Raw genomic sequence first — 11,793 nt, 5'->3', positions numbered from 1 at the left:
TATTTTAGGATTCAGATTGGTTTCCTTGCTTCTAATTATATCAAAAAAAAGATTAAAAATCCTAATGGAGTCAATCAAATTTTCTGTAAAATTTGATATAATCAACTTATAAGAAAAGAGGTGTCCTATGATTAAAAAAATTTACCCCATTTTTACCATTTTACTAGGTGCTGCTATTTATGCTTTTGGACTGACTTATTTTGTAGTTCCCCATCATCTCTTTGAAGGAGGGGCGACAGGCATTACCCTCATCACCTTTTATCTTTTTAAAATCCCTGTTTCCCTCATGAACCTGCTGATTAATATTCCCCTTTTCATCCTAGCTTGGAAGATTTTTGGAGCCAAATCCCTCTATTCTAGTTTACTAGGAACCTTAGCTTTGTCCGCCTGGTTAGCTTTTTTTGAGCATATTCCCCTTCATATTGATCTTCAAGGTGATTTACTAATCACAGCCCTTATAGCGGGAATCCTATTAGGAATTGGCCTTGGAATTATTTTTAATGCTGGAGGTACAACTGGCGGAACTGATATTCTAGCTCGTATTCTCAACAAATACACTCATATATCCATAGGAAAACTGCTCTTTATCTTAGATTTTTGTATTCTCATGTTGATTCTCCTAATCTTCAAGGATTTGAGATTGGTTTCCTACACGCTTTTGTTTGATTTTATTGTTTCTCGTGTTATTGATTTGATTGGTGAAGGAGGATATGCCGGCAAAGGCTTTATGATTATCACAAAACGTCCTGACCAACTTGCTAAGGCAATTAATGATGACCTCGGAAGAGGTGTTACTTTTATTTCTGGTCAAGGCTACTATAGTAAAGAAAATTTGAAAATCATCTACTGTATTGTCGGTAGAAATGAGATTGTGAAAATGAAAGAAATGATTCATCGAATCGATCCTCAAGCCTTTATAACCATTACAGAAGCCCATGAAATCCTAGGAGAAGGATTCACCTTTGAAAAAGAATAAAAAGAGGTAGTGTAGTGATCTCAAAAGTTAGACTAAATCATCTATCTTTTGGGTTACAGACAACCTCTTTTTTGTTTTATTTACTCAAGCTCTTAAGACCAATTCCGAGTTACTTCTTCATCAGCCTTTAACTGATCCACTAATTGGTCAACTGAGTCAAATTTGGTCATATCTCGAATGCGATCAAGCCAATAAACCATGACGGTTTCCCCATAAATATCTTGATTAAAATCAAAAATATTGACTTCAAAACGTGCTTCTTCTCCATCAAAGGTCACATTTTTCCCGACACTAGCCATAGCACGATACTTCTGTCTTTGAATCTCAACATCAACGACATAAACGCCATCTGCTGGCATATAAGTACGGTCTAAAAGCACTAAATTCGCTGTCGGATAGCCAATTGTACGACCACGAGCATTACCATGAACCACCATACCTCTTGATGGAAGCGGTGCCCCCAAAAGTTCTCCTGCTTCTTTCACATTTCCATCTAAAATAGCTTGACGGATACGAGTTGAACTAATCTTTCCTTTCTCATCTTCTATAGGTGGAACAATGATAACTTCTCCATCAAAGTAATCCTTTAAATCTTCTGCTGTTTTTTTGTCAGAACCAAATGTATAATCAAAACCTGCAACAATAATTTTGGCATTCATAGCCTTGATATAAGTTGCAAAAAATTCTTCTGCCGTGAGACTAGCGAATTGACTACTAAAATCAAGGAGATATAATTCTTCTACACCTTCGCGCTTTAATTTTCTTTCACGTTCAGCAGGGTTCAAAATATGCAAAAACAAATCTGGATGATAAGGCTCTAAAGCGATCTTTGGAGATTCATTAAAGGTCATAACGACGATAGGCAATAAATCCTTTCTCGCAGCTTTGTTGGCAACACGAAATAATTCTTGATGCCCCTTATGTATGCCATCAAAATAGCCGAGAACAACGACTGAATCAGATGGTGTGCCAATATCTTTTTGGTTTTTTATAGGAATAGTAATAATCATAAAATAATTATATCATAGCGATAGCTATTTCTGGAACAGAAAATCTGAAATGTCGTTTTTTCACCTGAAGTGTAGCTGTTTTCAAAAAGCACTTCACTCTATCGTTGCTTAACTATGAACTTTGCAATATTCTTCTCAAAAACTTGTAGGACATCTTCAAAAGTTTGAAAGGAGTGATTAGACTTGTTCGGTAACCATAAAGTGTCATACTATGCTTATGTATGAAAAAGCAATGCAACTAACTCCTGAGAACTTTAAATTACTAATTGGTGCCGAAAAGGTAGAATTTAGAATCGAGGTACACCTATGGCTGTAAAATTTACAAAATGAGACAACTTGGGCAAAATGTTTGAAGAATTTCCTAAACTCCCTGATTTGAAGCAAGTCACTTTCCCTGATGACAAAGAAAAAGCCAAAGCAGCAAAGAAAAACTAGATGACTGCTTTCCAACAACTCCCATCTAATGTGCTTCAGACTGGGTTATTTTTCTCTCCATCTGTTATCTTGGATTCTCGCTAAAGAATATCTTTTTCCTTATCAGAAGGAACGGCTCAAGCCATTCAGACAAGTGGAGGGATGACAAGCCAATATTTGAAACCAGATACCAGTTCTTATTTCATTTTACTATATTAAAAAGTATGGGTACCAAACAAAAAACAGGCTCTCCGAAAACTCGGAAAGCCTTATTTAATGCTACTTCTAGCTTCCTCGCCTTTACAGTTCAAGGCTCGGGATAAAAAGGTTCACTGAACCTTTTTATTTAGCGATTGGGTAAACAGAAACTTGTTTTTTATCGCGTCCTTTACGTTCAAAGCGTACTACGCCTTCAACTTTAGCGAACAAAGTATCGTCTCCGCCACGACCAACGTTTACACCTGGATAGATGTGTGTACCACGTTGACGGTAAAGGATTGATCCACCTGTTACAGTTTGTCCGTCAGCTGCTTTAGCTCCAAGACGTTTTGCTTGTGAATCACGTCCGTTTGATGTAGAACCTCCACCTTTTTTGTGGGCGAAAAGTTGCAAGTTGTTAAGAGTCATTTTTAACATAATGTTTTCCTCCGTGTTAGTTTTCTGTGATAACTCTGGTTTGGACGAACTCAGACGAGTTCTCCGATAAATTTGCCATACCTAAGAAAAATGATTCAAAGAATAACTGGGTCATTTCTCTCTGGTGTGAAGGAAGATCTTTTGGAATTTCAACCATCAGATAACCACCTTCATCTTCGTTTAATTCTAGGATTGGTTCATAGCCTGCAAATTTCTCAATAGAATTGATAAAGTTAATGGCAAGCGTAGAAACCGATGCACACACGACATCTAAGCCGCATTCGCCACTCTCGGCGTGTCCAGTAATTTCCGCATTCCTCAGCTCGCCATCTTCGGCTCTCTCAAAGACTGCTTGTATCATGTGTTCTCCTTAAAATTAAGCGTTGATTGCGTTGATGACAACTTTAGTATATGGTTGACGGTGACCTTGTTTACGGTGGCTACCTTTTTTAGGTTTGTACTTGTAAGTAACCACTTTCTTTTGTTTTCCTTGTTTTTCAACAGTTCCAACCACAGTAGCTCCAGCAACAAGTGGAGTTCCGACAACAGTGTTTTCACCACCAACAAGAACAACTTCGTTAAAAGTAACTTCTTGACCAGCTTCAACGTTCAATTTTTCAACGTAAACTGCTTGACCAACTTCAACTTTAACTTGTTTTCCGCCAGTTTTGATAATTGCGTATGTGCTCATTATGCACCTCCTATGATTTTTATGGGTTTCCCCGAATTTTTTGTGAAGACTCGCCTAGCATCGTGGGACGAACCACTTAAACTTGAATAATCGAGCAACGATGTTCGTGCGGTTGCACAGGATTGTGCATAGTCAACTCTCTAAGTATAGCATATCTCCTATTTTCTTACAAGTAATAACACCTAAAATCAAGCTTTTTCTTTTACTTTTTTCCGCCACGAGGCAAAAAGCATGCTGATATAAAAAATGCTCATCATAATAGGAACACCAAGAATGGTCTTTTCATGATAGAAAATCGTCAAATAGGCTGAAAAGACAACGCCAAGGATAAAACTACTAAGCAGGCTAACAAATATGAACCCTTCACGCAAAAAAGGAGTGTGCTTAGTTCGGAAATAATTTCCAAAAGCTAGCATTGTTCGTTTGATATTCCCTGTCATAAAGGCATTATTATAAGCAATACCCGAAACCTCACCAAAGGCAGTTGTCACCAGTCCCATACAGAAGGCCAAGGGCGGCACTAGATAGATATTATCTACAGTTTGTGGCACAAAAGCAATAATTATTGATAAGATTACCAAAGGAATCAGTGACAGAATTGGCTTTTTCACAATTCTCAATTTTTCCCTATAAATGGTTAGTAAAAAAACTCCCAGCATAAACGCTATTAAGGTTAAAAGCTTATCCCTAACATCCGAAACATTATTCTGTATTAGCTCTACCGAAAGAAAGACAACATTTCCAGTTTGTCCAGCTACAAGGGTATTCCCGCGAACAATAAAAGTGTAAGCATCCACATATCCAGCACAAAACGTCAAAAAAAGTGCTAACCTTTTAGACTGACGTGATATTTTTCTTATAGGTAATAACCTCATTTTCCCTCCCATTGTATTTTCTCTTAGAAATATTGTACCATTTTCTTTCTAAAAAATCGTAGGCTACCATTTAGATTTTACTATTAGCATAATAATAGACAACTATTTATCCAAAAATAGATAGAGATAACATGTTTGTAAACAAAGCATACGAACCTTTAGTAAAATCATTTCCATGAAACTAGAATAGAGCCCCTCTTAGCAAAAATCATTATTTTAATTTATTTCTAATCACTCCTTGACATAAATAACTCTCACCAATAAAAGACTATGTCTTAAAAAAATGGTATAATAAAATCAATACTTGGGCTTGATGGCTATGCTACTAATAACAATTAGGAGAGAAAATCAGGCACTTGTTAACAACAAGGATTATCCCCTTGAGATGAAAGGAACTTTAGAAATCTTATGATGAACATGCAAAACATGATGCGTCAAGCACAAAAACTTCAAAAACAAATGGAACAAAGCCAGGCCGAACTTGCTGCCATGCAATTTGTTGGCAAATCTGCTCAAGACCTTGTCCAAGCGACCTTAACTGGAGATAAGAAAGTTATCAGCATTGATTTCAATCCAGCTATCGTTGACCCAGAGGACCTTGAAACTCTTTCTGATATGACCGTTCAAGCCATCAACTCTGCTCTTGAACAAATCGATGAAACTACCAAGAAAGAACTGGGTGCTTTCGCTGGGAAATTGCCATTCTAAAAACAAGGAGCTAGAACAATGCTTGTCGATAACAAAGGCTAAGAAAGGTGCAAAAATTATAAAAAACGCATAATAGCAGGTGTCAAAACACTCAATATTATGCGTTTTCTCATGAAAAAATTCTCTTTTCATACTCATTTAAAATCAAAAAGGGAATTTATCGTTTTACGGACATGTATATTACAGATTTCCATAGATCGTATATAGACAGGGTATCATCGCTTGGAAGTTGTCCTTTTTGACACCAACCAGTAATTTAGTTCTCAGGAGTTAATGGAAGTGCTTTTCGTACATAGTTTCATAACTACAGTACAGTATAGTATATCGCTTTATAGTTTTCACTATTGATGAACTGCTTGAGCTGCTGTGATAAGGGTCAACTTGTACACATCATCAGCATTACATCCACGAGAAAGGTCGTTAACTGGCTTGTTCAAACCTTGCAAAACAGGACCTACTGCCGCAAAACCACCAAGACGTTCAGCCATCTTGTAGCCGATATTTCCTGCCTCGATACCTGGGAAGATGAAGACATTTGCTTGACCAGCTACTGTACTTCCAGGAGCTTTCAAAGCTGCAGTTTCAGGAACAAAGGCTGCATCAAATTGCAACTCACCATCAATTTCAAGGTCAGGACGCAAGTCGTGAGCAATTTTAGTTGCTTCTACAACCTTATCGACGCTCTCACCAAACCCTGAACCTTTAGTAGAATAGCTTAGCATAGCAATTTTAGGCTCGATGCCAAACATCTTAGCTGTAATTGCTGAGTTGATCGCAATTTCAGCCAAAGCTTCTGCATCTGGATTGATGTTAATGGCACAGTCTCCAAATAGGTAACGTTCAGAGCCACGAACCATGAGAAAGGCTCCTGAAGTACGAGTCACATTTGGACGAGTTTTGATGATTTGTAGGGCTGGGCGAACTGTTGAAGCAGTTGAGTGAATAGCTCCAGACACCATTCCATCAACCAAGCCCAAGTAAACCAACATAACACCAAAGTAGTTGACATCTTCAACCAAAACCTTGCGTGCATCTTCTTCAGACATTTTGCCCTTGCGACGCTCCACTAGAGCAGCAACCATTTCTTCAAATTGAGGATAATGTTGAGGGTCAATGACTTCATAACCATCCATGATTCCTTCAATTTCGAGATAAATTTTAATTTTTTCAGGATTTCCAAGCAAAACAGGAATCACTTCTGTTTCTTTTACCAAGCGTTTAGTAGCTTGAAGAATACGTGGCTCTTCCCCTTCAGGGAGAACAATACGAGCATTTTTACCAACAAGGTTGGTTTTTAGACTTTCAAAAACTTCCATGAGTTTTCTCCTTTTAGATAATAATTATACTCTGAAACAGTTTTTATAGAGTATTAGTTGATAACTGGGTAATAAGGTTGCTGAAATCATCCGGCAAGGGACTTTCTAACTGCAAATCTTGCTCTAAAAATGGATGATAAAAGGATAGGTAATGGCAATGCAGAGCCTGACGTTGAATGCCATCGTCCAGACTACCACCATACAAATCATCTCCCAACAAAGGGAAACCAATATGAGAAAAATGGACTCGGATTTGGTGAGTTCGACCAGTGTGCAGACGAATATCTACCAAATGAATATTTCCATAAGAAGCGACAATCTTGTAAGAAGTATGGGCATACTTTCCACCTTTAGCCACCCGTCTGGTGATAATAGAGTCTTCATCACGCGCAATCGGAGCAATAATTTCCCCCTCTGCTTCCAAGTGTCCATCTCCTTTAACAAGGGCAAAGTAGCGTTTTTCAATGGACTTTTTCTGCAACTGCTTGTCCAATCGTGCATGGGCATAGCCGTGCTTGGCAAAGAGCATCAAGCCAGAAGTATCCCTATCAAGCCTGGTCACAATGTGAACCTGCTGATTTTCATAGTTTTGCTTGACATAGTAACCCTTAATAAAATTGGCAATGGTATTGGAGTGGTTAACACTAGGAATAGAAGCCACTCCATAGGGTTTATTTAAGACTAGAAAATGGTCATTCTCATAGAGAATATCCAGTGGGCGCTCGATTGCTTCTAGAGTTTCAAAGCCTTCCTCAGCGGGAATGTCAATGGTAACGCGGTCTCCAAGATCCAATAGATACGTTGCATTTTGCGGTTGGTCATTGACCAGAATAGCTCCACCTCGAAACTTAATCTTGGCCAGAAGTCCCTTAGAAACCTCGTGCTTTTTTAAGAAGGTCTTAACCTTGACATGCTCATCTGCGATAAATTCAAACCTCATTCGTCCACCTCGCCGATAAAGGCATCCTTAACGCGGTTCCAGAAACTGGTATGGCTAGGAGTCGCGACAAAGTGAATCTTATGATGATCAATTTGATACTCGATTCGCTCGATACTACGAAAAGAATAGACACTATTGTCAACCGAAATGGTGTGGTAATCATTTCTTGTTGGAATGAGTTCAATCTTATCCTTCTTAGGCACAATAATGGAAGAGCCCAGCGTTCGATAGACACGATTATTGAGGCTGGCAATTTCCGTTAATTGCAAAGCTTCAATGGTAGGATGTAAAACAGCACCACCAAGAGACTTGTTATAGGCAGTACTACCAGTCGGTGTCGAAACTGTTAGCCCGTCTCCACGAAAACGTTCAAAGGGAACACCATTGATGACAATATCTGCCACCATGGTTCGATCAGACCTGCGAATGCTGGCTTCGTTGAGGGCACGAAAAATCTTGACCTCTCCATTTCCAAGAAAAACCTTCACATTTAGAACAGGGTAAGAAACCCTTGCTCCGGTATCTAGCTGCAAATTAGTCACTAGCTTGTCCAACTCAAAATCACGATAATCGGTATAAAAGCCCAGATGTCCTGTATGAAGACCGATAAAGCGTACCTTATCAAGTTGGTATTCGTACTTATGAAAGGCCGACAAGAGCATGCCATCTCCACCAATGGAAATGACAATGTCCGGACTGCTATCATTGAGTATAAACTGATTTCTCTTCAAACGATCTCGCAATTCATACAAAACCCTTTGACTCTGCGGTTTTCTATTAGCTATCAGATCAATTCGTTTACCTGTATTCTTCATCTGTATCGTCACTGTTTCCTACACCGTCATTTAATTTTCTACTCAAGGGATCAAAAAGAGCCTGGGCTTCCTGGATGTCATCACGAATTTCACCCATTTCTTCATCCAACTGATGGGCGATTCTAGCTGTAATTTCCAGTCGCTTCTTAATCTCATCTGGGAAATCCCCTTGGTACTTGTAGTTGAGAGAATGTTCTATCGTTGCCCAAAAATTCATGGCCAAGGTACGAATTTGAATTTCCGCCAAAATGGTCTTGGCTCCATTGATGGTATCAACCGTATATTCTACTACCACGTGATAGGAACGGTAGCCTGATGCTTTTCGATGAGTAATGTAATCTCGCTCCTGTATGATCTGCATATCCTGACGTTTGCGCAAAATCTCCACTACTTCCTTAACGTCATCTACAAACTGAACCATCACACGCAAACCAGCAATATCCTGCAAATCGTTTTCCAAGGTCGCATAAGTAATGCCACGCCGAGCCATTTTTTCTTTGATACTCTCAATTGGCTTGACTCGACCAGTCACAAACTCAATCGGAGAATGTTTATTTTGCTTACGATATTGCTTGCGAATACCACGTAGTTTAATCTTTAACTCACCAACAGCTTGAATGTAAGGATCTAGAAATTCTTCCCATTCTAAGGTCATATATTCTCCCTTGTTCTCATATTATCCGTCAAAAATATCTTTGATTTTTTCTCCAGATTCATATACAATAAATACAATGCTTATTATACCATAAGTGAAAAACGTTTACAAATAGTTATCATCACTTGTAAATAGTTGAGTTTTTACTTATTTTTCGTTAAAATCATTTACACTAATTTCCATCGTTTTTTTAAATCGTATTCATCTTCGTATTCATTTTTACAATCATCTTTGCCCGTATAGTTGAGAAGGTTGCAATTTAATTCTAATAGTTTATAAATAGAAAACCGTGATTACTCACAGTCTTTTAAAAATAAAATAAAAAAACTCCATCAAAACTATTGACATTATGCAACCAAAGTTGTATAATGGATACATAAGGTTAAGGAGGAAACCTTAGACAAGGAAACTAGTAGAAAGGAACATGAAATGTTTAAGTTCAAAAAGAAACCACTCAAAGCAAAAACAAATAAGCTAGTAGTCAAAATAAACTTATTTATAATCAGCTTTGAATGGCACATCGAATTTGGATAGTGAAAAATCACTATCCACCCCTTCGGGGGTGTACTTAAATTATAACAGGAAAAACAATGAAAGTAAATCTTAAAGTTAGAAAAACCACCAAGCGTGAAAAAGTTGAATTTATTATTGGACTTCTTCTACTCCTATTTGCAGTTTGGTATTTTACGAGGTAATATATGTCAGTAGATATTGAAGCTATCCGCTGGCTTTTAGACAACGCCACAGCCTATGCTATTAGCAAAAACTGTGGCATGTCTATTCAGGCCGTGGACAAGTATAAAAATGGTGTATCGGATATTATGAATATGCGTCTAAAACACGCTATCAGCATGATAACATACGCCCAGGAACTTAAAAAGCAGTGATTTCGGTCACTGTTTTTTATTTTTAACAAAACACCGTTTTTGACAATAATACACCACGATTTCCTCTCCATATTCTTCATGTAAACGCTTTTTTGAACAATAGGATTGTGATTTTGCTTTCTAATCGTTCAAAATGTGTGTTTTTGTAAAATAGAAATACAAACTCTAATTTGTTAACGTTAACAAAATTGGCAACCAAGCGCTTTATAAAGCTATTTGTTGATGTCAACAAGTCAATTTTTTCAGACAAACCATTTATTTTGCTACCGACATTAATGTCGGTTGGTTAGATGTTTTCTTGATTCAGACAAACAAAAAACCGCAAGCCTGAGCCTGCGGTGAAAAATTATTCTTTGTCTTTGTTTTTATTTTGATTATTCCCTGTAAACAAACCAATTAGCCCTAATGCAGTAGTTCCAGTTAAGACACTACCTGCAATTTGTTTATCTGTTGCTATTAAGTAAATTCCACCAATAATAACAACGAGGGCGATTAAAAAGCCAAATAACTGTCCCAATTTATGAGAAGCAATATTCCCTGATAAGTATTTATCTTCCATCTCTCTACGATGTTGGCTTTCTGCAATACCATTATCAATAATCTTTTGAGCAGCATCCGGATATAGCTCTTTATATCCTTTGAGAATATCTGGATGAGGTAGGTCACCTTGATAGATTTCCAACTTCTGTAAAACTACTTGACGCTGTTCATGTGGTAAGCGCTCGACTTCATCAACAATATTATTGACTTCAATCAAATCTTTATTCTCGGTATCCAAATTTCATTACCTCTTTCTGAATGCCCATCGTTGATTTCTTGTAATCACTTTTGACTTTCTTCCAGTCTGGGACTGTATCAGCTTTTACTTTCGAAATGTTCTGGTTAAAGCTAAAAACAGGCAATACAATTGCTGTCATACCAAGTAAAAAAGACTTAAAGTATTGAGGTTGTTTTGTATTTTTTAACATCCCAAATTCCTCCTACTCGCTCCATAATATTTTTTTGAATTAACTTGATTATGACATCTTTCTTTAAAAAAGTCAATGTTTCTTACTCTTTTTAACAAAAAAATCCCCACAAGGACGAGTCCTGTGGGGTAGATAAACATTTTAGAAAAGTTTTCCTTTCCTTTTATTTTGTTGTTATAAGCCCGTCAGGCTCAATTTCAAACTCTGGCTTGTCTGCCATTGTTCCGTCTGCATTGAGGTAGTACCATCCTGTTCCGTCTGCGGACTGGATAAAGGCATTTGAAACCATGGCACCTTCTTTACTATCAAGATAATACCAGGTGTCCTTATACTTGACCCATCCTGTCTTCATAGCGCCCTCTACGTCGAAATAATACCACTTCTCAGCGATTTTCTTCCAGCCTGTAGCCATTTCACCTGACTGGTCAAACCAGTACCAATTACCATCTGTGTGCTTCTTCCAGCGGTTCGCAAGCATATAGCCTGAGCCGTCGAAGTAATACCAGGTGCCGTTGACCTTCTCAAACTTGTCTTTTGGATAAGAGCCGTCTGAGTGTACATACCAATAGCCTGTATCGTTCTTCTTCCAACCTGTTTCAATTGTCAAGCCACTTTCAATATCCTGCTTGAACTGTTCACGGCTAATGCCCCATTTGGCAAGATAAGGATACGGGTCAACGTGGTCTGAATGGTTGTCTGGTTGGTTATTGGTACAGTATTCATGTGTTTTGATACCTTCCAAACTGCTTGTATCAAGCGTTTTCGGCAAACCTGCTTCATCTGCTAGATTGCGTAAGAGTTCGATATACAGACGGTAGTCAGCCATGAACTCTTCTGTAGTTGAATGGCTTTCAATCAATTCAACTGCTGCATAGGTCTCAGTATTCCAACCGCCACCAACG

The 11,793-nt window shown here is 38.0% G+C and carries 15 protein-coding genes, 1 pseudogene and 1 other annotated feature; of the genes and pseudogenes, 4 read left to right on the top strand and 12 right to left on the bottom strand.

Annotated elements, in window-relative coordinates; translation table 11 throughout:
• Positions 1 to 127: 127 nt before the first annotated feature.
• The gene (locus HT687_RS08900; RefSeq protein WP_023938723.1) at positions 128 to 976 is read left to right on the top strand and encodes a YitT family protein; all 849 of its coding nucleotides are present in this window, start codon (positions 128 to 130) and stop codon (positions 974 to 976) included.
• A gap of 92 nt (positions 977 to 1,068) precedes the next feature.
• Here the strand turns inward: HT687_RS08900 and HT687_RS08895 are convergent, their stop codons facing one another.
• Positions 1,069 to 1,986, bottom strand: a complete 918-nt coding sequence (locus HT687_RS08895; RefSeq protein ID WP_100103963.1) for a bifunctional riboflavin kinase/FAD synthetase — start codon at positions 1,984 to 1,986, stop codon at positions 1,069 to 1,071.
• Between the two features lie 477 nt (positions 1,987 to 2,463).
• Here HT687_RS08895 and HT687_RS08890 point away from each other — a divergent pair.
• Positions 2,464 to 2,604, top strand: a pseudogene (locus tag HT687_RS08890) (TIGR03943 family protein); the annotation flags it as partial.
• Between the two features lie 138 nt (positions 2,605 to 2,742).
• Here the strand turns inward: HT687_RS08890 and rpmA are convergent.
• The 4 genes from rpmA to HT687_RS08870 all read right to left on the bottom strand — a co-directional run bounded on the left by rpmA (position 2,743) and on the right by HT687_RS08870 (position 4,614).
• Positions 2,743 to 3,036, bottom strand: coding sequence for a 50S ribosomal protein L27 (gene rpmA, locus HT687_RS08885; protein ID WP_000916509.1), 294 nt, complete (start codon positions 3,034 to 3,036; stop codon positions 2,743 to 2,745).
• 16 nt (positions 3,037 to 3,052) lie between these two features.
• Positions 3,053 to 3,397, bottom strand: a complete 345-nt coding sequence (locus tag HT687_RS08880; protein WP_000613692.1) for a ribosomal-processing cysteine protease Prp — start codon at positions 3,395 to 3,397, stop codon at positions 3,053 to 3,055.
• A 15-nt stretch (positions 3,398 to 3,412) separates the two neighbouring features.
• A complete protein-coding gene (rplU, locus tag HT687_RS08875) occupies positions 3,413 to 3,727 on the bottom strand; it encodes a 50S ribosomal protein L21 (RefSeq protein ID WP_000109141.1) in 315 nt (104 codons plus the stop codon).
• A 36-nt stretch (positions 3,728 to 3,763) separates the two neighbouring features.
• Positions 3,764 to 3,851: a sequence feature (ribosomal protein L21 leader region), on the bottom strand.
• Between the two features lie 64 nt (positions 3,852 to 3,915).
• Entirely contained in the window at positions 3,916 to 4,614 is a 699-nt protein-coding gene (locus HT687_RS08870; protein WP_000509046.1) for a YoaK family protein, read from the bottom strand.
• A 396-nt stretch (positions 4,615 to 5,010) separates the two neighbouring features.
• On the opposite strand from HT687_RS08870, the gene HT687_RS08865 reads away from it, so the two are divergent.
• Positions 5,011 to 5,310 (top strand): YbaB/EbfC family nucleoid-associated protein, encoded by a 300-nt coding sequence (locus tag HT687_RS08865; RefSeq protein WP_023936829.1) that lies wholly within the window; start codon positions 5,011 to 5,013, stop codon positions 5,308 to 5,310.
• 341 nt (positions 5,311 to 5,651) lie between these two features.
• Here the strand turns inward: HT687_RS08865 and pta are convergent, their stop codons facing one another.
• Genes pta through HT687_RS08845 form a run of 4 tightly spaced genes read right to left on the bottom strand, consistent with a single transcriptional unit; the run spans position 5,652 to position 9,036 of the window.
• Positions 5,652 to 6,626 (bottom strand): phosphate acetyltransferase, encoded by a 975-nt coding sequence (gene pta / locus HT687_RS08860; protein ID WP_023936831.1) that lies wholly within the window; start codon positions 6,624 to 6,626, stop codon positions 5,652 to 5,654.
• Between the two features lie 43 nt (positions 6,627 to 6,669).
• Complete coding sequence (locus HT687_RS08855; RefSeq protein ID WP_023936833.1) at positions 6,670 to 7,566, bottom strand: RluA family pseudouridine synthase; 897 nt, start codon at positions 7,564 to 7,566, stop codon at positions 6,670 to 6,672.
• Complete coding sequence (locus HT687_RS08850; RefSeq protein WP_023936835.1) at positions 7,563 to 8,381, bottom strand: NAD kinase; 819 nt, start codon at positions 8,379 to 8,381, stop codon at positions 7,563 to 7,565. The genes HT687_RS08855 and HT687_RS08850 overlap by 4 nt, the downstream gene beginning before the upstream one ends.
• Entirely contained in the window at positions 8,365 to 9,036 is a 672-nt protein-coding gene (locus HT687_RS08845; RefSeq protein WP_023936837.1) for a GTP pyrophosphokinase family protein, read from the bottom strand. The genes HT687_RS08850 and HT687_RS08845 overlap by 17 nt, the downstream gene beginning before the upstream one ends.
• 698 nt (positions 9,037 to 9,734) lie before the next feature.
• On the opposite strand from HT687_RS08845, the gene HT687_RS08840 reads away from it, so the two are divergent.
• Positions 9,735 to 9,923 (top strand): hypothetical protein, encoded by a 189-nt coding sequence (locus tag HT687_RS08840; RefSeq protein ID WP_000109850.1) that lies wholly within the window; start codon positions 9,735 to 9,737, stop codon positions 9,921 to 9,923.
• Positions 9,924 to 10,269: 346 nt separating this feature from the next.
• On the opposite strand, the gene HT687_RS08835 is transcribed toward HT687_RS08840, so the two are convergent.
• From HT687_RS08835 to HT687_RS08825, 3 genes are all read right to left on the bottom strand, one after another.
• Positions 10,270 to 10,701 (bottom strand): DUF2335 domain-containing protein, encoded by a 432-nt coding sequence (locus tag HT687_RS08835; RefSeq protein ID WP_000379281.1) that lies wholly within the window; start codon positions 10,699 to 10,701, stop codon positions 10,270 to 10,272.
• Positions 10,685 to 10,891: a hypothetical protein gene (locus HT687_RS08830; protein WP_000917045.1), complete on the bottom strand. Its 207-nt coding sequence runs from the start codon at positions 10,889 to 10,891 to the stop codon at positions 10,685 to 10,687. The genes HT687_RS08835 and HT687_RS08830 overlap by 17 nt, the downstream gene beginning before the upstream one ends.
• A gap of 163 nt (positions 10,892 to 11,054) precedes the next feature.
• Positions 11,055 to 11,793: N-acetylmuramoyl-L-alanine amidase family protein (locus HT687_RS08825; RefSeq protein ID WP_172924168.1), on the bottom strand; the 739-nt coding region annotated here is incomplete at its 5' end.

The organism is Streptococcus sp. 1449 (assembly GCF_013276805.1).
Taxonomy (GTDB): domain Bacteria; phylum Bacillota; class Bacilli; order Lactobacillales; family Streptococcaceae; genus Streptococcus; species Streptococcus pseudopneumoniae.
This window is presented reverse-complemented; position numbering and strand designations above follow the sequence as displayed.